The 19,373-nt window shown below is 67.3% G+C and carries 17 protein-coding genes; 10 read left to right on the top strand and 7 right to left on the bottom strand.

The annotated features are described in order from the left end of the window. Positions 1-20: 20 nt before the first annotated feature. On the bottom strand, positions 21-1,004 hold the full coding sequence (locus EGT29_RS07635) for a tripartite tricarboxylate transporter substrate binding protein (RefSeq protein WP_370282864.1): 984 nt from the start codon (positions 1,002-1,004) through the stop codon (positions 21-23). Between the two features lie 172 nt (positions 1,005-1,176). Between EGT29_RS07635 and EGT29_RS07630 the strand changes: the two genes are divergently transcribed. After that, entirely contained in the window at positions 1,177-1,959 is a 783-nt protein-coding gene (locus tag EGT29_RS07630) for an IclR family transcriptional regulator (protein ID WP_238160323.1), read from the top strand. Positions 1,960-1,974: 15 nt separating this feature from the next. Here the strand turns inward: EGT29_RS07630 and EGT29_RS07625 are convergent, their stop codons facing one another. Both EGT29_RS07625 and EGT29_RS07620 read right to left on the bottom strand, forming a co-directional pair. Beyond that, positions 1,975-3,654: an FAD-dependent monooxygenase gene (locus EGT29_RS07625; protein ID WP_124688452.1), complete on the bottom strand. Its 1,680-nt coding sequence runs from the start codon at positions 3,652-3,654 to the stop codon at positions 1,975-1,977. Positions 3,655-3,676: 22 nt separating this feature from the next. Continuing rightward, positions 3,677-4,660, bottom strand: a complete 984-nt coding sequence (locus tag EGT29_RS07620) for a tripartite tricarboxylate transporter substrate binding protein (RefSeq protein ID WP_124688451.1) — start codon at positions 4,658-4,660, stop codon at positions 3,677-3,679. 110 nt (positions 4,661-4,770) lie between these two features. Between EGT29_RS07620 and EGT29_RS07615 the strand changes: the two genes are divergently transcribed. After that, the gene (locus EGT29_RS07615; protein WP_124688450.1) at positions 4,771-5,664 is read left to right on the top strand and encodes a LysR substrate-binding domain-containing protein; all 894 of its coding nucleotides are present in this window, start codon (positions 4,771-4,773) and stop codon (positions 5,662-5,664) included. Between the two features lie 9 nt (positions 5,665-5,673). Here the strand turns inward: EGT29_RS07615 and gtdA are convergent, their stop codons facing one another. The 3 genes from gtdA to EGT29_RS07600 are packed head-to-tail and all read right to left on the bottom strand — an operon-like array spanning position 5,674 to position 8,764. Then, complete coding sequence (gtdA, locus tag EGT29_RS07610; protein WP_124688449.1) at positions 5,674-6,705, bottom strand: gentisate 1,2-dioxygenase; 1,032 nt, start codon at positions 6,703-6,705, stop codon at positions 5,674-5,676. Next, positions 6,702-7,892, bottom strand: a complete 1,191-nt coding sequence (locus tag EGT29_RS07605; protein ID WP_124688448.1) for a 3-hydroxybenzoate 6-monooxygenase — start codon at positions 7,890-7,892, stop codon at positions 6,702-6,704. Before EGT29_RS07605 ends, gtdA begins: the two co-directional genes overlap by 4 nt. After that, positions 7,889-8,764, bottom strand: coding sequence for a fumarylacetoacetate hydrolase family protein (locus EGT29_RS07600; RefSeq protein WP_124688447.1), 876 nt, complete (start codon positions 8,762-8,764; stop codon positions 7,889-7,891). Before EGT29_RS07600 ends, EGT29_RS07605 begins: the two co-directional genes overlap by 4 nt. A 121-nt stretch (positions 8,765-8,885) precedes the next feature. Between EGT29_RS07600 and EGT29_RS07595 the strand changes: the two genes are divergently transcribed. The 4 genes from EGT29_RS07595 (at position 8,886) to EGT29_RS07580 (ending at position 12,860) form a co-directional block, all read left to right on the top strand. Beyond that, the gene (locus EGT29_RS07595; RefSeq protein WP_124688446.1) at positions 8,886-9,779 is read left to right on the top strand and encodes a LysR family transcriptional regulator; all 894 of its coding nucleotides are present in this window, start codon (positions 8,886-8,888) and stop codon (positions 9,777-9,779) included. Between the two features lie 62 nt (positions 9,780-9,841). Next, on the top strand, positions 9,842-10,318 hold the full coding sequence (locus EGT29_RS07590) for a hemerythrin domain-containing protein (RefSeq protein ID WP_124688445.1): 477 nt from the start codon (positions 9,842-9,844) through the stop codon (positions 10,316-10,318). Between the two features lie 96 nt (positions 10,319-10,414). Then, positions 10,415-10,894, top strand: coding sequence for a bacteriohemerythrin (locus EGT29_RS07585; protein ID WP_124688444.1), 480 nt, complete (start codon positions 10,415-10,417; stop codon positions 10,892-10,894). 22 nt (positions 10,895-10,916) lie between these two features. Continuing rightward, entirely contained in the window at positions 10,917-12,860 is a 1,944-nt protein-coding gene (locus EGT29_RS07580) for an FAD-binding monooxygenase (RefSeq protein WP_124688443.1), read from the top strand. A 9-nt stretch (positions 12,861-12,869) separates the two neighbouring features. Here the strand turns inward: EGT29_RS07580 and EGT29_RS07575 are convergent, their stop codons facing one another. Continuing rightward, complete coding sequence (locus EGT29_RS07575) at positions 12,870-13,613, bottom strand: sulfite exporter TauE/SafE family protein (RefSeq protein WP_124688442.1); 744 nt, start codon at positions 13,611-13,613, stop codon at positions 12,870-12,872. A gap of 254 nt (positions 13,614-13,867) precedes the next feature. Here EGT29_RS07575 and EGT29_RS07570 point away from each other — a divergent pair, with 254 nt between their 5' ends. The 4 genes from EGT29_RS07570 to EGT29_RS07555 all read left to right on the top strand — a co-directional run bounded on the left by EGT29_RS07570 (position 13,868) and on the right by EGT29_RS07555 (position 19,369). Further along, positions 13,868-15,991, top strand: coding sequence for a bifunctional diguanylate cyclase/phosphodiesterase (locus EGT29_RS07570; RefSeq protein WP_124688441.1), 2,124 nt, complete (start codon positions 13,868-13,870; stop codon positions 15,989-15,991). A 149-nt stretch (positions 15,992-16,140) separates the two neighbouring features. Beyond that, positions 16,141-17,118 (top strand): tripartite tricarboxylate transporter substrate binding protein, encoded by a 978-nt coding sequence (locus tag EGT29_RS28440; protein ID WP_161567731.1) that lies wholly within the window; start codon positions 16,141-16,143, stop codon positions 17,116-17,118. 65 nt (positions 17,119-17,183) lie between these two features. After that, the gene (locus tag EGT29_RS07560; RefSeq protein WP_124688439.1) at positions 17,184-17,936 is read left to right on the top strand and encodes an IclR family transcriptional regulator; all 753 of its coding nucleotides are present in this window, start codon (positions 17,184-17,186) and stop codon (positions 17,934-17,936) included. A gap of 41 nt (positions 17,937-17,977) precedes the next feature. Further along, on the top strand, positions 17,978-19,369 hold the full coding sequence (locus tag EGT29_RS07555; RefSeq protein ID WP_124688438.1) for a dihydroorotase family protein: 1,392 nt from the start codon (positions 17,978-17,980) through the stop codon (positions 19,367-19,369). The last annotated feature ends 4 nt before the right edge of the window (positions 19,370-19,373 follow it).

Raw genomic sequence — 19,373 nt, 5'->3', positions numbered from 1 at the left:
TGCATGCAGCACGCGGCTGCTCAGTTGGGCTTGAGATGGTTTTCCCGGACGACCTTGCGCCAGCGCTTTTCTTCTGCGGCCACATAGGCCTCGAGTTCAGCCGGATCGCCCGCGCGGATGCCCAGGCCTTCCTTCTCGACCTTCTCCCGGAACTCGGCGCTTCTTGCCGCGATCCTGGCCGCCTTGTTCAGGCGATCGACGATCTCGGGCGGCGTTCCCGCCGGCACGTACAGCCCGTACCAGCTTTCGACCACGTAGCCGGGCACCGTGTCCCCGATCGGCGCCACGCCCTCGAAGGACGGAGAAGGCTTGGCGCTGGTCACGCCCAGGGCGCGGAACCGTCCGCTCTCCACATAGCCCGAGGTGGCGGCCGCCGTGCCGAACATCATGTCCACCTGCCCGCCCAGCACATCCGTGATCGCCGGACCCGCCCCCTTGTAGGGCACGTGGGTCAGTTCCACCTTGGCCAGGTTGCTGAACATCTCGCCGGCCAGGTGGGCGGAGGTCCCGATGCCCTGCGACGCGTAGGTCAGCTTGCCCGGGTTGGCCTTGGCGGCCGCGAGCAGATCCGCCATCGTCTTGTAGGGGCTCTCGGCCCGGACCACCAGCACGTTCGGACCCGCGCCGATCAGGATGACTGGTGCGAACGCCGTTTCGTGCGAGTACGGCAGCCTGGGCTGGAGACTGGGATTGACCGCATGGGCGAACGAGGCGATCAGGATGGTGTAGCCGTCGGGCGGGCTCTTGGCCACGGCATCGGTGCCTATCATCGTGCCAGCGCCAGGCTTGTTCTCCACGACGATGGGCTTGCCCAGGTCCTTGCCCATTTCCGCGCCCAGCGTCCGTGCGATCAGATCCGTTCCGCCTCCCGGCGAAAAGGGAACGATCAGGCGGAGGGGGCGTTCGGGGTAGGCCGCCCATGCGGCATTGGCGGCCAGCAGCATGCCGGCCAGCATTCCCAGCACATGGCGGCGCGCCGCCATGCTTCGGGTTGAATCGGACATCGTCGTCTCCTGTAGGACACCGGCGTTCGCACCGGGGGGTTCGCTCGTTCTTGTAGGCAGGCGGGCCTGCCAGGCGAAAGATTAGGCGCGATCCTTTTGCAACGCAGTTGCCGAATTCCAAGCAGTGGAACAAAATTCCCCTCCACGCCAAACGCGAAAACGGAGGCTGCACGTGGAAGGCCCTCGCAAACCAGGACGATCGCCCACCAACCGCTCCCTGGAACGGGGCGTCGAGATCCTGCGGGCATTCCGGCCCGGATCGGCCACATTGGGGAACACGGAGCTGGCCGAACGCAGCGGCTTGTCGAAATCCACCGTCAGCCGGCTCACGCAGACACTGGTCCGTAGCGGCCTGCTGCAGTTCGACGGCAACAGCCGGGCCTACCGGCTCGCCCCCGCCGTGCTCAGCCTGGCGCATGCGATGCGCACCGGATCGCGCGTGCTGCAACTGGCCGCGCCTCGGATGCGGGCCCTGGCCGAAGCGAAGCGGATCAACGTGGGACTGGCGGCGCCGGACCGCGACGAAATGGTCTATTTGGAATCGATACGCTATGCGCGCCGCGCGGCCTTGCGGCACGTCGTCTCGGGGCAGCGCGTGCCGATGGAGCTGACTTCGCTGGGACGCGCCTACCTGGCGACGCTGACCGAAGCGGAGCTCAAACCCCTGCTGGAAACGTTCAAGCAGCGGCGCGGCCGGAACTGGCCGGCCCTGGCGCGGGAAATCGGCGAAGCAGGAAACAGCGTGCGCACCCGTGGCTATTGCGCCGCGGCGTGGCAGCCCGAGGTGGTGGCAGTCGCGACGCCGCTGCGGATCGGCCACGACATCTACGTGCTCAATCTCAGCACGTCGACCAGCGAACCCCTGGCCAGCACCGCCCGCATTCTGGCCGATCCGCTGCTGGCCCTGGTCGCGGAGATACGCGAAGCCGTCGAGGACGATGCGTTCGCGCCCTGATGCCTCAGGCGGCGGTCAATTCTCCCTCGCCCTGCCTGTAGCCCGGGCCAGCAGCGATCTCGCATCGCCCCCCGCCCGGCCCCGCCAGGCGATGTGGTGATCGGGCCGGATCAACACACGCTCGGCGCCATAAAGGGTCCGCGCGGCGGCATCGTCGATCTCCAGCACTTCCAGCCCCATGCCGTACTCGTTCGCCGCCTCGCGCCACGCCTCGCGCTCGGCGGCCGGCAGCACGCCGAAGGCAAGCAGCGTGAAGTCGCGTCCGAACAAGTCGAACAACACCTTGCCGCGCACGACGGCATGCGGCGCGCGCGACCCCGGCAAGGCCAGCGGTTCATAGCGATTCGGATCGTCTTGCGGCGCGGGGCCGGACTCGGCCGCGACGATGGGGCTGTCCAGGTAGCGCACGCCCAGTTGCAGGCCGGGGATATTGAACTCGCTGGCCACGTGCGCGGCCAGGCGGCGGCCGAGTTCGGCGCGCGCCTGGACCCCGGCCTCGCCGGCCGCCTCGATGTCGGCGCCGGCGCGCAGGTTGCCGATGCTGTCCGCCATGCGGCGCGCGAAGGCCGTATTGCGCAGCGCCATGGGCCGGCGCTCGCGCTCGTAGCTGTCCAGCAGCGCGGGCGGCGCCGCGCCCTGGATCACAGCCGCCAGCTTCCAGCCCAGATTCACCACGTCGTCGATCGAGGTGTTGTAGCCCATCCCGCCCGTGGGCGTGAAAAGGTGCGCTGCGTCGCCCGCCAGGAACACGCGGCCCGCGCCCATCCGGTCCGCCACCAGCGTATAGCCGGCCACCCACGGCAGGCGGTCGATCAGTTCGAAGTCGAATTCCCTGCCCACCACGGCATGCGCGGTGGCGACCGCGTCGATGTCGGTGGGCTCCTGCCCCGGCGCCAGCTGGACGGCCAACAGAAAAGTCTCGATGCCGTCCACGGCGATCAGCAGGCCGCGCTGGCGCGCGTTCACGGCCCAGTACTGCCAGGCGTGCTGCTTGCCGATTGCTTCATAGAGACTCCTGGACCGGAAATAGATGGACAGCATCTGGCCGCCGAAGAAATCGCGCTGCTCGCTGCCCTGCCCCGAATAGGCCACGCCCAGCGACTTGCGCACCAGGCTGCGGGGGCCGTCGCACCCGACCAGATAGCGCGCTTCCAGCCGCCACGCCTGGCCGCCGCCTTCGGGCTCGACCACGGCGGTAACGCCCTGGTCGTCCTGTTCGACGGCAACCGCGCGCTGGCCCAGGCACAACCGCACGCTCGGATAGGTAGCAGCGCGCCTGCGCAGCACGGGCTCGATCAGCATCTGCTGCACGCGGTGCGGCAGTTCGGGCGTGGGCCATGCATCGCTGCCGTAGTCGCCGGCATTGCCCGAGGCATGACCGCCGGCCTCGCTGCGCCGCGCCGCGTCGCCCCGGCTCGGAATCCTGAAGCGCGCCAGTTCATACTCCGCCAGCTGCGTGCAATAGACCACGTCCTGGGGGTAGTCCGGCGGCAGGCCCAGAGCGCGGATTTCGTCGGAAAAGCCGCGCCGGCGATAGTGCTCCATGGTCCGGGCCGAGGTCGCGTTGGCCTTGGGAAAGGCCGGCGGATCGGCATCTTCCTCCAGCAGGACGCAGGGAATGTCCCTGCACCCGAGTTCGATCGCCAGCATCAGGCCGGCCGGACCGCCGCCGACGATGGCGACTTCTGTCTGCATGGTATTCACGATGAAGCGTCCTTCAGTCCGTCGTCGCCCCCGTGCGCCGTACCATCTCGGCATAGCGGGGCGTGTCCTTGCGCATCCACTCGGACACCGTCGCGCCGGGAACGGCGGCGGGCACGAATCCGAACGTGGCCATCTTGGTCTTGACCTCGGGCACGTCCAGCGCCGCGCGCACCGCGCGCGAGACCGCGTCCACCCGCTCGGCCGGCGTGCCTGCCGGCGCCACCAGGGCCACCCAGGTGGACGCATCCACGCCCCGGGGGCCGCCCGCCTCTTCCAGCGTGGGCACGTCGGGCAGCGCCGACGACCGCGCGCCGTCGGCCACCGCCAGCACGCGCAGCTTGCCGGCCTGGATCAATCCGCCTGCGGTGGCGTACGACCCCAGCGCCCAGGTCACTTCGCCGTTGGCCACGGCCGCGTACAGTTGCGCGGTGTCCTTGAACGGCACGTGCAGCATCTGCGTGCCCGTGGCCGCCTCCACCTGCGCGGCGCCCAGGTGGCCGGGGCTGCCGACCGCCCACGACCCGTACGTCACCTTGCCCGGCGAAGCCTGCGCCGCGGCGATCAGTTCGCGCACCGACTTGATCGGGCTGCCGCCGGAAACCACCACGAAGAACGAGGTCCGGTACAACCCGCCGACCGGGACGTAGTCCTTGACCGGATCGTAGGGCAGCTTGCGGAACAGGCTGGGATTGATGGCCATGTGGCCGACGTCGACGACGCCCAGGTCGTAGCCGGTGGCGGCCGCGCGGCGCACCGCTTCCATCGAGATGAAGCCGTTGCCGCCGGGCCGGGGCTCCACCACGACGGGCTGGCCCCAGTCCTTGGACAATTGCTCGCCCACCATGCGGGCCACGGCATCGGGTCCGCTCCCCGCCGGAAACGGGCTCAGCATCCGCACCGGCCGCGAGGGAAAGGCATCCGGCTGCGCCGCGCCGGCGGCCATCGGCTGCAAGGCCATGACGCAGAACAGGGCCGCCGCGAATCGGGGTAGGGTCATCGTTGGTCTCCGTGGTGGGTGGGTACTTGTTGTGGGAGACGAGTCTAGGTAAGGTCACTGCTTACAGAAAGATGGCAAAATCCTCCCATCGATACCTGGACGTTATCGACATGAAACTGCATCACCTGCGAGATTTCGTCGCCATCGCCGACGCGCACAGCGTGCGCGGTGCCGCGCGGGCCCTGGGCCTGGCCCAGCCCGCCCTGACCCGCAGCCTGCGCGAACTGGAAGGCGAACTGGGCACGCCCCTGCTTGAGCGGCACGCGCGCGGCGTGGTGCTGACGCCCATCGGCCAGGCCTTCTATGGCCGCGCGCACGCCGCCATGGCCGAACTCCAGCGCGGACGCGAGGAAGTGGCGCAGTTGCTGGGCACCCCGTCGGGCACCGTCACCGTGGGCCTGTCCAGCGCGGTCTGGCTGGTCATGGCGGCCCAGGCGCACCAAGGCTTTCGCAAGAAATATCCCGGCATGCGGCTGCGCATGATGGAAGGCTTCTTCTCCATGCTGGAAGGCCGCCTGCAGGACGGTACCCTGGATTTCTTCATCGGCCCCCGGCCCGCGCGCCCCATCGGAGACGGCTACAAGGTCGACCTGCTGTTCCACAACGACCGGGTGGTCGTGGGCCGCAAGGACCACCCCCGGCGCCATGCCACCAGCCTGGCGGAACTGGTCGACCAGGACTGGATCCTGACGGGCGTGCGCGAACGGGTGGAAGCGGAATTCGAGGATGCCTTCGCCAGCCAGGGCCTGCCCCCGCCCGTGCCCAAGACCCAGGCCGAATCCATGGTGGGCGTGGCCGCGCTGCTCAGCTCGACCGACGCGCTGGCCATGCTGCCGCGTCAGTGGCTGCAGGCCAGCCTGTTCGAAGGGGTGATCGAGGCCATCTCCATACGCGAGCACATCGAGGGCCCCGACATCGTGCAGATCTCGCGCGCCGGCGTGCCCCTGACGCCGGCGGCTGCCTATCTGTCCACCTTGTTCGAACGCGCCGCGGTCGCGATGTAACCGCGGCTCTCAGCCCGCCAGTTCGCGCCAGATGTCCAGGCTCTGCTGCGCCGGCCGATCCGAGAAACTGAACAGGACGGTATCGGCATCCGCATGCAGCGTGTACGGCACCCATGACGGGCAGACGAACACGTCGCGCTGGCCAAAGCGCAGTTCCCGTCCGCCTATGCGGCATGTCCCGCTGCCTTCCCGCACGGCATAGACGGTGGCGTCGGTCGACCGGTAAGCCGCGCCCTCGAAGCCTGCCGGCAGGTATTGCAGGAACGTGCCCATGGTCGGCATGGGCCACCCGCCGGTGACGGGATTGACGTATTGCAGCTTGTGGCCCCAGCACGGATTCGGCGCCTGCGACCGCGCGAAGGCCAGCAGGGCTTCACGGCTGCGCGCGTACGGATACCAGCACAGCGGCGAGGTCCGGCTGGCCGGTTCGAAGCCGACCGGCTTCATCGTCGCGCCGAAAGCCGCCAGATTGTCCCCGCCGTCGCCGCCCTGCCCCGCCGGCGCGGCGTCGCCCTTCTCCATGAATTGCGCGTCGAACAGTTCCACGATGGGCACGTCCAGCCCATCCAGCCAGACCATGGGTTCGTCGGAAGGATTGCCGTGGTCGTGGAAGGCCCACGACGGGGTGATGACGAAGTCCCCCTCCTCCATCGCTATCCGGCGTCCGTCCACCGCCGTATAGGCGCCCCTGCCCTGCAGGACGAAACGCATGGCCGATTGCGAGTGGCGATGCGGCGGCGCCACTTCGCCGGGCAGGATGAGCTGCAGGCCCGCATACAGGCTGTGCGTGATGCGGGAGCGGCCGCGCAGCCCCGGATTCTCCAGCACCAGGACCCGGCGCTCGGCCTCTTCGGCGCTGATCAGGCTGCCCGCATCCCGCAGGTAGGGCCACATGGTTTCCCAGGGCCAATGGCAAGGCTGGCAGGGCGTGGACGGCGTGGGCGTGATCAGGCCGTGCAGCACCTCCCACAGCGGCGTGCAATGGCTGGCGTCGATCCGGCCGTAGAACGCCTCGCGCCGCGCGCGCATGTCGTCCGTCATCGAGGAATCTCCTTCGGGTCGTACATCCAGGCCATGCTTTCCATGGTCTGCTCCGCCGTCCTGGCGCCCAGGAACGCGTTGCGCAGGTCGCGCGTGGCACCGGCGGCGTGGTAGGCATGGCCATAGAGCCGCGCCGTCAGCTGCGTGCGGGCGGTGCGCAGGTAGCGCGCCTGCTGGTAGTCCAGGAACGCGGCGGCCATGTCGCCCCGATGGGCACTCACCTTGCCGGCCAGGCACACCGCATCCTCCATCGCCATGCAGGCGCCCTGCGCCAGGTATTGCAGCATCGGGTGCGCGGCATCGCCCAGCAGCGTGACCCGCCCCTTGCTCCAGTTGGCCACGGGTTCGCGGTCGCACAGCACCCACATGCGCCAGGACTCGATCTTCTCGAGCATGCCCAGGACCAAGGGATGCGCGCCCTGGAAGCGCAGGTGCAGTTCCTCCGGGTCGCCGTAGGTGTCCCAGCCGTCCTCGTAGCGATCGCTGTGAAAGACCGCCACCAGGTTGAACAGTTCGTTGCCGCGCAAGGGGTAGTGGACCAGGTGATACTTGGGCCCCATCCAGACCACCATGGCGTTCAGCCGGTTGCTGTCGGGCACCTCGTCGGCGCGCAGCACCGCGCGGTAGGCGATGTGGCCCGAGACGCGGGGCTTGCCGTCGCCCACGATACCCGCGCGAATGGTGGACCAGAGCCCGTCGGCGCCGATCAGCGCCGCGCCGACGAACGTCTGCCCTTGCTGGGTGCGGACCACGACGCCATCCGGCGTGTCCTCGTGGTCCTGGACCTTGGTGGAGGCATGCAGCGTGACGCGCCCGCTTTCGCGGCAGGCTTCCAGCAGGACCGCGTGCAGGTCCGCGCGGTGGATCAATCCGTAGGGCTGGCCGAAGCGCTGCGGAAACAGGCGGGCGACAGGCAGTTGCACCAGCCGTTCGCCCGACAGCGCGTCCATCGCGACGATGTCGTCGGGAAACGAAGCCAGCCGGTTCACCTTGTCGGTGATGCCCAGCGCGTCGAAAGTATGGAAGGCGTTGGGGCCCAGCTGGATGCCGGCGCCGATTTCCTTGAAGGTCTCGGCCTGCTCGAATACCGTCGTCGAACGCCCCGTGCGCGCCAGCGCCAGCGCCGCCGCCAGTCCGCCTATGCCGCCCCCCGCCACCAGCACCCGGGATGCATCGTCTGCTTTCATGCCGGGTCTCCCGCCTGCGCCTGGCGCACGACCACCGTCATCCGGCCCACGCCCGCCACTTCGACGTCGATGACGTCGCCCGCCTCGACCGGCCCGACGCCCTCCGGCGTTCCCGTGAACAACAGGTCGCCGGGATGCAGCGTATAGAACGACGAGGCCAGTTCGATCAGTTGGGGAATGCCCAGCACGAGATCCCGGGTATTGGCCCGCTGGCGCGGCTGGCCGTTCACGGTCAGCCAGAAATCCAGGCTGGCCGGATCCGGCACTTCGTCGGGCGTCGCCATCCACGGCCCCAGCACCGAATAGGTATCGATGGACTTGCGCAGGCTGCGCTCCTCCGGCCCGCGGGTGGTCATGTCCAGCCCCACGCAATAACCCGCGATGTATTCATGCGCCCGCGCGGCGGGAATGTCGCGGCCGCGCCGGCCGATCACGACCACCACCTCGGCTTCGTGGTCATTGCGGCGATCCGGATGCTTCAGCGCGACCCCCGCGGCCGGGCCGACCAGGGAACTGGTGGCCTTCAGGAACAGGCCCACGCGCTGGATTTCGCCGACCTGGTTGCGATGATGGATTTGCGCATCGCCCCGGGCTTCGTCCAGGTGCTTCAGGTAGTTGACCGGCGCCGCGACGATCTTCCCCGGACTGGCCACGGGGCTCAACAAGGACACGTCCTTGAGCGGCACGCTGGGCGCGCCGGGCAACAGGTCGCGGATGCATCGCTTGACCGCGTCCAGGTTGGCGATCAGCGGATCGAAAGGCGGCAGCGGATAGGTATGGGCGGGCAGGATGGCGAGAGCGGGCGTGACGTCGCGGACCCGGTCCCCTTCCACCAGTCCCAGCCGGTCCGCATCGAAGCGGCAAAGCAGCATGCATGTCTCCTTGCAGGAATGTCAGGCAAGAAGACTAGGGATGCGTCATTATTGCGTCAATCGACTAGAATTTATTCATCATATTTAAAAATACAATATCCATCCCGGCCCGACCGCGCCCATGAGCAAACTCGACCTGACTGACCTGCGCCTTTTGCAATCCCTGGCCCGGACCGGCACGGTCTCGGCCACGGCCGACGAACTGGGCCTGAGCCAGCCTTCGGTCAGCATTCGTCTGGGCAAGCTGCGTCGGCACTTCAAGGATCCGCTGTTCGTGCGCACGTCCGCCGGCATGGTCCCCACGCCCCGGGCCGCCTCGCTGACACCGGCGGTGCAAGGCGCGCTGGCCCTGTTCGACGGCCGCGAAGGCCGCGAACCGGATTTCGACCCCGCCACGTCCGACCGGGTGTTCCGCATCTGCATGACCAATACCGGCCAGATGGTGGTCCTGGCCCGCCTGCTCAATCGCCTGGCCGACGTCGCACCCCACGTGCGTCTGGAAGTGCGGGATCTGGATCCGGACACGCCGCGCCGCCTGGAAACCGGCGATGCCGACCTGGCCATGGGCTACACGACCAGCATGCAGGCGGGCTTCCACCAGCAGACGCTGTTCAGCGAACACTACGTCTGCCTGGTCCGCGCCGGCCACCCGCGCGTCAAGGCCAAGCTGACGAAGGCGCAGTTCCTGTCCGAGTCCCACGTGGCCGTCATGACCACCGGCACGGCCCACTGGCTGCTGGACAAGGCGATCGACGACGCCGGCATCGCCCGCAAGACGGCCCTGTGGGTGCCCTCGTTCCTGGGGCTGGAGGAAATCGTCGCCAGGACCGACCTGCTGGCGCTGGCCCCCATCCACCTGGCGCGCATCCTGGCCGCCCATGGAACGATCCGCTACCTGGCGGTGCCGTTCGACCTGCCGTCCTACCTCGTGCGCCAGTACTGGCACGAACGCTACCATCGCGATCCCGGCTGCAAATGGCTGCGGGCGGTCGCGGCCAGCGTGTTCCAGGAGTAGCCGGGCACGGCGTTTGCTAAGGATCCCCACCTCAGTGAGAGGGGCACTTTGGAGCAATCTTCATGAACAAATCGACCATCCCGACCCCGCAAAAGGCCGCCCTGAGCCTGCTGCTGGACGACCATCGCAATGCCAAGAAGCTGTTCAAGCAATTCAAGGAAGCCGGATCCGATGCGGAGAAGGAAGAAATCGCCCAGACGGTCTGTAGGGAATTGACCGTCCATACCATGCTGGAAGAAGAAATCTTCTACCCGCTGGTCCGGCGCGAAGGCGGCCAGCCCTTCGCCGACCTGCTGGACGAGGCCATCGTCGAACACGCCAGCGCCAAGGACCTGATCGCGCAGATCCAGGCCATGCACCCCAACGACGAGATGTACGACGCCAGAGTCACCGTCCTGGGCGAATACATCAACCATCACGTCAAGGAAGAAGAAGAGGAACTGTTTCCCAAGATCGTCGGCAAGAAGATCGACTTGCGGGAAGCGGCGGACATGATGGCGGCGCGCAAGGAAGAGCTGATGGGGACCGTTCCGGCCTGACGGCCGGACAGCCGGGGCGGAAGGCTTCGCCGGCCCGGCTGCCCCCAAAAGCGGGGTACCATGTCCACCTGCTTGTCGATACTACCCAGAAGCCCCATGAAGCAAGAACCGACTTTGCGCGACGACAGCGCCCCTCGCCCGGAAAGCGACACCAGCTTCCTTTGGTCCGATGCCCGGCTGCTCGGATTCCATCCCATGGACGAGTCGCACAAGGAGTTCTACGACGTCGCCTTCCGCCTGCTGACCTGTACCCAGGACTCGGCGCCGGCGGCGCTGGACGCGTTCGAGGAACACGTCAAATCGCACTTCGGCCAGGAAGAAGAGTGGATGCGCACCACCGAGTTCCCGCCGTCCGACTGCCACGTGCAGGAACACGAAGCCGTGATGAAATCCACCCGCGAGGTGCGCGAGCTGTTCCTGAGCGGACAGGCCGACGTGGCGCTGGTGCACGACTTCGCCCTGCACCTGTTCCAATGGTTCCCGGGCCATGCCGACTACCTGGACGCGGCGCTGGCCGCCTGGATGAGCAAGCGCGCCTACGGCGGCAAACCCATCGTGCTGCGGCGCAAGATGTAACATCCGGCCGGATCCGACTGCCATGCAATTCCACCTGAACGGGTTCAAACCCGGCGACCCCGACATCTCCGAACCCGCTGGACAAGGCGCAGCCCCGCTAGCCGACGCGCTGCCCGGCGAGGTCGACATCCTGATCGTGGGCAGCGGCCCCACCGGCCTGACCCTGGCCACGCAGCTGGCGGCCTTTCCCGACCTCAGGACCTGTATCGTCGAACAAAAACCGGGACCGCTGCGGCTGGGCCAGGCCGACGGCATCGCCTGCCGCACGGTCGAGATGTTCGAGGCCTTCGATTTCAGCCAGCGCGTGCTGAAGGAAGCGTATTGGGTCAACGAGACCTCGTTCTGGAAACCTGACGATGCGCAGCGCGACCAGATCGTGCGCAGCGGCCGCATCCAGGACACCGAGGACGGTCTTTCCGAGTTTCCCCACGTCATCCTGAACCAGGCCCGCGTCCACGACTTCTACCTGGACGTCATGCGCAACGCGCCGTCACGGCTCGAACCCCACTACTCGCGCCGCCTGCTGGATCTGGCCGTGGCGGAATCCCCCGCCGGCGGCGCGCCCACCCATCCGGTCACGGCGCGCTTCGAGCGCACCGACCCCGGACACGAGGGCCAGGTCGAGACGGTGCGCGCCCGCTTCGCGGTCGGCTGCGACGGCGCCCACAGCGCGGTGCGCAAGTCGCTCGGCCGCGCGCTGCACGGCGAGTCGGCCAACCAGGCCTGGGGCGTGATGGACGTGCTGGCCGTCACCGACTTCCCCGACATCCGCATCAAGTCGGCCATCCACTCTGCCAGCGAAGGCAGCGTGCTGATCATCCCGCGCGAGGGCGGCTATCTGGTGCGCCTGTACATCGAACTCGACAAACTGAACGAGAACGAGCGCGTCGCCAGCCGGCAAATCACCTCCGACCGCCTGATCGCCGCCGCCCAGCGCATCCTGCGCCCCTACACCCTGGACGTGAAGGAAGTCGCGTGGTGGTCCGTGTACGAGATCGGCCAGCGCCTGTGCGACAAGTTCGACGACGTGCCCGAACAGGAGGAACATGCCCGCCTGCCGCGCGTCTTCATTGCCGGCGACGCCTGCCACACCCACAGCCCCAAGGCGGGCCAGGGCATGAACGTCTCCATGCAGGACGGCTTCAACCTGGGCTGGAAGCTGGCCGCCGTGCTGCGCGGCCAGAGCACGCCCCAGATCCTGCACACCTACTCCAAGGAACGCCAGACCGTCGCCAAGGAACTGATCGACTTCGATCGCGAATTCGCCAAGATGTTCAGCGCCGCCCCCAAGGATCCGTCCCGGGACGACAGCGAAGGCATCGACCCGGCCGAGTTCCAGCGCTACTTCGTCAAGCAGGGCCGCTTCACCGCCGGCACCGAGACCCGCTACTACCCGTCCGTCATCAGCGCGGAGCCGACCCACCAGGAACTGGCGCGCGGCCTCGTCATCGGCATGCGCTTCCACTCCGCGCCGGTCATCCGCCTGGCCGACGCCAAGCCCATGCACCTGGGCCACGCGGTCAAGGCCGACGGCCGCTGGCGCGTGTTCGCCTTCGCCGATGCCGCGGACCCCGCCGCGCCGTCCGCGGCCATCGGGGAACTGTGCCGCTTCCTGGCCGAATCAAGCCAGTCGCCGATCCGGAAATACACGCCCGCGGGGGCCGACGTCGACGCCGTGATCGACGTGCGCGCCGTCTTCCAGCAAGGCCATCGCGCGCTGGCGCTCGAGGCCATGCCGGCCTTCCTGCAGCCGCGCAAGGGACGCTACGGGCTGATCGACTACGAGAAGATGTTCTGCCCCGACCTGAAAGGCGGCCAGGACATCTTCGACCTGCGCGGCATCGACCGCCGGCGCGGCTGCGTGGTGATCGTGCGGCCCGACCAATACGTGGCGCACGTGCTGCCGCTGGATGCCCACGCGGAACTGGCGGGGTTCTTCGACGGGTTCATGGTGGAGGCGGGCTAGCGCCGCCCGCTACATCATGGACGCCACGCCCTGGATCAGATAGACGGTCCCGATTCCCAGCACGATCGTCCGGGTCCAGCGGCGGAACTGCGCGTCGGTGATGCGCTCGAGTACGGCCCGGCTCAATGACGTGCCGGCGACGGCGCACCCGATAAGCACCACCCAGTGCCACCATTGCGCCGACAGTTCGGCCGCGCCCAGCGCGCCGCCAAAATACACCAGCTTGGAGGTATGTCCCAGCACCTGGCACGTCGCCTTCGTCGCCACCACGGTGCGGCGGTCCATGGCGGTCGACCGCACGAAGAAGATATCCAGCAGCGGTCCCGTGACCCCGCTCAGCAGATGCATGACCTGGCACACGAAGCCGCATATTTCGGCGGCCATGCGCCGCTCGGCTCGAGGCGCCAGGCGGGCCGGCACGGCCAGCGCGATGAAGGGACTCAGCCCCAGGACGATCAGCGCCATGCTGCGGCTGGGAACGAACCGGACGCTGAACATGAGCGCGAACGCGACCGCTGCGCCCATGGCGAACCGCCCGACGATCCGCCAATCGGTATGAGCTCGCCACAGGACGGCGCGCCAGACGTTCGACGCCAGCAAAGCCACGCTTTGCACGACCATGGCTGCCGAGACCGGCATCAGCAGCAGCAATGCGCCCATCAGCACCATGCCGCCCGCCATGCCGAACACGCCCGACAAGAACGAGGCGAACACGGTCAACAGGCTGACAATGGCGAAAATTCCAGCCGTCATGGCCGCTCCCCCATTGGGAACCGTTGTATTACGGTTCTTTTTTCGCCGGGGAGTATAGCTCCGGCCCACGGCCCCGGTTTGGGCCGCACGATACTTAACATCGGCCCACCCCCTCCTCTGGCACGAAGGGAAATCGGATACGCTCCCCTGCTCGTATCTCGAGATTTGCGCGTGACGCAAAACTGTTTCACTTTGTCCTCGCCACGGTTGAATAGGCCGCCCCCTGGAGGCCTTCGATATGTGAAGGCCTTTTGATGCTCGTCGGAAGCTACGATCCCAACCTGGTGCTGGTTTCTCTCGCGGTCGCCATACTGGCCTCCTATACCGCGCTGGGACTGGTCAGCCGTGCCAATGCGACACGCGGCAAGGTTTCGCTCGCCTGGCTGCTGGGTGGCGGATGCGCCTTGGGCCTGGGCATCTGGTCCATGCACTTCGTCGGCATGCTGGCTTTCCGGCTCCCCATCCCGCTCGGATACGACCTGGGGCTCACGATCCTGTCCCTCCTGATCGCCATCGCCTGCTCGGCCTGCGCGCTCTGGATGGCGCACCGCGCGGCACTGCCTCGGTGGCGCATGGCTTGCGCGGCGCTGCAGATGGGGGCCGGCATTGCCGCCATGCACTACGTCGGCATGGCCGCGATGCGCATGTCCCCGGCCATCGAATACTCACCCTGGCTATTCGCCCTTTCCATCGTCATCGCCGTGGTCGCCTCGGGCACCGCGCTGTCGATCGCGCACAAGCAACGCCGCAACCGTTCGAACACCGCGGCCCGCCGGCTCCGCGGTTCCCTGGTCATGGGCCTGGCCATCGTGGGCATGCACTATACCGGCATGACCGCGGCCCGCATCGCCGACGGCGCCGAATGCCTGGCCGTGCTGAGCGGCATCAGCCCGGGCTGGCTGGCCACCGGAGTCACCGGCATTACCTTGAGCGTGCTGAGCATCGCGCTGGCCGTGGCCGTTCTGGACACCCGCCTGGAGACACGCACCTCGGCCCTGGCGGCCTCGCTGGCCCAGGCCAACCAGGAACTCATGCACCTGGCGCTGCACGACACGCTCACCAAGCTCCCCAACCGCGCCCAGCTCGACGACCGCCTGCGCCAGGCCATCAGCCGGGCCGATACGCGGCACAGCCGTTTCGCGGTGCTGTTCATCGACCTGGATGGATTCAAGGCGGTCAACGACGCCTACGGCCATCGCTGCGGCGACGGCCTGTTGCGTGAACTGGCCCACCGCATCAAGGATGAAGTCGCCCGGCCCGGGGATACCGTCGCGCGCCTGGGCGGCGACGAGTTCGTCCTCGTGGCCGACGTGGCGGCCCCCGCCGACTCCGCCCTGATCGCCCAGAAACTCATCGCCGCGCTCTCGCGCGACACCCACGTCGACGGACACACGCTGTGCGTCACGGCCAGCGTGGGCATCGCCATCCATCCGGAGGACGGCAAGGATGGACACACGCTGCTGACCCATGCCGATGCCGCCATGTACCACGCCAAGCGCCAGGGCGGCGCCCGCCGCTTCAGCTATTTCGAATCGACCATGAATGAAGACGCGCGCAGGCAACTGCAACTGGTGCAGGACCTGCGCCAGGCGCGAGAACGCGGCGAACTGCTGCTGCACTACCAGCCCAAGTTCCTGCCGCCGACCGGCCCGGCGGTCGGCGCCGAAGCGCTGCTGCGCTGGAATCATCCCAGGCACGGCGTCATTCCGCCGGGCGACTTCATCCCGCTGGCGGAACGCACGGGACTGATATTTCCCATCGGCGACTGGGTACTGAACGAGGCCTGTCGGCAGTTACGGATATGGCGCGACCTCGGGCACACGAACTGGAACGTGTCCGTGAATCTGTCGGCCATGCAATTCGCCCACCCGGGCCTGCTGGAAACGATACAGGGCGCGCTCGCGCGTCACCTGGTGCCGCCCAGTTGCCTGACCATCGAGATCACCGAAACCACGGCCATGCGGGATGCCGTGGCCAGCATCGAAGTGCTGCGCAAGCTGACCGCGCTGGGCGTATCGATTTCCATCGACGATTTCGGCACCGGCTACTCCAACCTGCTCTATCTGAAGCAACTGCCCGCCAACGAACTGAAGATAGATCGCAGCTTCATCGACCAGCTCGAACACAGCCAGGAAGATGCCGCCATCGTCTCGGCCATCATCGCGCTGGGCCAGCGCCTGAACCTCAGGATCGTCGCGGAAGGCGTGGAGACAGCCGGTCAGCAACGACTCCTGACCGAACTCGGCTGCAACTCCGTGCAAGGCTTCCTGCTGGGCAAGCCTGTGCCCGCCTCGGAGTTTCCCGACGTCGCCCAAGCGTGGCATCCCGTTCTCGCCCCCTCCCGCCTTCCCCGGCCGACAGCAAGCCACGTCGGCTGACTTGCCGAGCCATTCCGGCCACGCCTTCTTCACCCCTGCCCGCCAACGGATCGCTTGACCGCGGCCGTTTTTGTGCTCTACGATTCCGTATCAATATTTTATACATTGTATTGAATATTGATACGAACAAGGCCAAGGAGAATAAGCAAGTGACCAAGCATCTCGTGAAGCTGGCAGTGTTGTCCTGGGGACTGGCGGCACCACTGGCCGCCGCCCACGCCGAGGCTTTTCCCAGCAAGCCGATCCGTCTCGTCGTGCCCTTCGCTCCCGGCGGCGGCACCGATTCAGTCGCCCGCCTGCTCTCCAAGCGCATCACCGAACGCACGGGCCAGCCCGTGGTGGTCGAGACCCGCGTGGGAGCGGGGGGCGCGATCGGTGCCGCGCTGGTGGCCAAGGCGCCCGCCGATGGCTATACCCTGCTGCTGACGGTCACCGGTCCGGTCACCATCATCCCGAACGTGAACCCCAACGCCGGCTACAAGACCAGCGATCTCGCCCCGGTGGCGATCGCCTATCGCTCGCCATTCATGGTCATGGTCGGCACGGATTCGCCGTACCAGACCCTGAGCCAGTTGCTGGCCGACGGGCGCAACAAGCAGCCGGCCCCGTCCTACGGCTCGTCGGGCATAGGCGCGCTCTCGCACCTGGTCTCGGAACTGATCAACCAGCAGGCGGGAACCCACTTCAACCACGTCCCCTACAAGGGCTCCCAGGACACGCTCTACGCGATGGTCCGCGGCGATGTCCAGTGGGGCCTGCAAAGCGCCGCCGACGCCCGGAGTTTTCTCGCCGCCGGCAAGCTGCGGCCGCTGGCGGTGCTGAGCAAGGAGCGGTCTGCCCGACTGCCGGACGTCCCCACACTGGAAGAATCGGGAATACATGGCGTGGACCTGGACCTCTGGTTCGGCCTGTTCGCGCCGGCGGCCACGCCCCCGGCGACGGTGCACAGCCTGAACACGCTGGTGAACGAGATCCTGGCCGAGCCGGACATCGCCAAGCGCCTGCAGGAACTGGGCGGCCAGGCCCCGGCGGACGCGAATACGCCGGAAATCGTCAAACAGACCATCGATCGCGAAGTGAAGAGTTTCGGAGCCGTCGCGCGCGCCATCAAACTGAAGCTGGAATGAGGTTTGCCGGGTAGTTTTCATTCCAATAACATGGCTCCTCGTATCAACATTTGATATAGGGAAACATGGATAAGACCGTCGTCAAGGCACTGTCGGTACTCGAGGCGCTGTCGAATTCGGATCGCGCGCGCGGCGTGACGGAGCTGGCCGCGGAGGTGGACATGACCAAGGCCAACGTCCATCGCCTGCTCCGGACGCTGCTGGCACTGGGCTATGTCAGCCAGAACGAATCGTCCGCGTATCAGCTGTCGCTCAAGATGTGGGAACTGGGGTCGCGCAGAGTGGCGAACCTGGACCTGATCGACGTGGCCAAGCCCGTCGTGCGTCAGTTGTGCGCGCAGGTCAACGAGTCGGTGCAGTTGCTGGTCCCGGAAAAGCTCACCGTCGTCTGCGTCGACAAGGCGGATAGCGCACAACCCCTGCGCGCGACGACGGTGGTCGGCAGCCGCGTGCCCATCCACGCGGTGTCCGGAGGCAAAGCCGTGCTGGCGTTCTCACCGGAAGTCGCCGCGACGCTGGCGTATCCGCTGGAGGCCTACACCTCGGCCACCATCACCAGCCAGGCGGCGATGGAAAGCGAGATGGCCTATGCGCGGGAACACGGCTATGCGGTCAACCGCGGTGAATGGCGGCCCGACATCTGGGGAATTGCGGCACCCATCCACAACGCCCAGAACAAGGTGACCGGCGCGATATGCGTCTGGGGCGCCGAAACGCGCATGAGCGGCGAAGCCACGGCCCGTCTGGGCAAGTGTGTCGCTGCCGCGGCAGCCAGGATATCCGGCGACCTGGGCTGCGTAAACGCCGGTGTGACATAGCGGGCACGGCGATGTCCCGCGCTTGAGTTGGAGAGAAGTGGATGAGCAAAGTGGTGGACCTGCTACTTGTCGGCGGATCGGTCTATTCGAACGGCAACCTGGTTGAAGCGTCGGTGGGCATCGAGGACGGCAGAATCGCGTTCCTGTCCGCGGAGGGCTGGGCGCCCGCCGCACGCCGCACCGTGGACATGCGGGGCAAGATCCTCGTGCCCGGCTTCATCGACACCCATGTCCATTTCCGCGACCCGGGGCTGACCTACAAGGAAGATTTCTGGACGGGCACCCAGGCGGCGGCCGCGGGCGGCGTCACCACGGTGGTCGACATGCCGAACAACAAGCCCGCCCTGCTGACGCGCGACCGCTTCCGCGCCAAGCGCGACTCGGTCGGCGAACGCGCCCTGGTCGACTATGCGCTTTACGCCGGCGCGACCAATCTGGCCGAAATCCCGGGCATGGTCGAGGAAGGCGCCATCGGCGTGAAGATCTTCATGGTGGCGGATCCGAAATCCCACTACCCTCACGATCCCGAACTGTTCACCGGCGATGCCGGGGAACTCTACGACACGCTGCGCCTGGCACGCGATCTGGGCGTGTATTGCGCCGTGCACCCGCAGAACCAGCAACTGTTCACCCACGAATCCCGCAAGCGCTGGGCCGCGGGCACGACCGGCCCGCGGGACTTCCTGGAAGCCTACTTCGGCGAGAACTTCGTGGGCGACCACACCGCGATCTCGACACTGATCGAAATGAGCCGGGCCGCTTCGGCGCGTACGCACATCCTGCACGTGCGCACCGAGCGCAGCCTGCGCATGATCCAGGAAGCGGCCGGCGAAGGCGTTCCGGTCTCGTCCGAGGTGAATCCCAAGTACATGCTGCTGGGCGAGGAAGACATGGCCCGGATGGGGCCGCTGTCCACGCCCTACGGCCTGCCGCTGGCGCATCGCGACGCGCTGCTGGACTGCCTGGGCCGCGGGCTGGTCACCGTGCTGGCCACGGACCATGCGCCGCATACCCGCGAAGAACTCGAGCCCGGCTGGAAGGATGCCTGGAGCATTCCCTTCGGCAACCCCCAGCTCGACCACGTCAGCGCCGTCATGCTCACCCTGGTCAGCCAGGGGCGCCTGACGCTGGAGACACTGGTCCATACCATGTCGACCAACCCGGCGAAGCTGCTGGGCCTGCATCCGCGCAAAGGCGTCCTGCAACCCGGGGCCGACGCGGACATCGCGGTCATCGACATGGCCCGGACCGGCGTCCTGACCGACGACGAGTGCTACACCAAGGTCAAGTGGTCTCCCTATTCGGGCCGCGCGTACACGGGCCGTGTCGTGATGACGATCAGCGGCGGGCGTATCGTGATGCAGGATGGCGTCGTCTCGGGCGAACCGGGCTCGGGCCGCTTCCTGCGCAACGTGGCGGCGAACGCCGCCTGAAGGA

The organism is Pigmentiphaga sp. H8 (assembly GCF_003854895.1).
Lineage (GTDB): Bacteria > Pseudomonadota > Gammaproteobacteria > Burkholderiales > Burkholderiaceae_B > Pigmentiphaga.
Note: the sequence above shows the minus strand (reverse complement) of the source record. Positions and strands in the feature narration are given on the sequence as shown.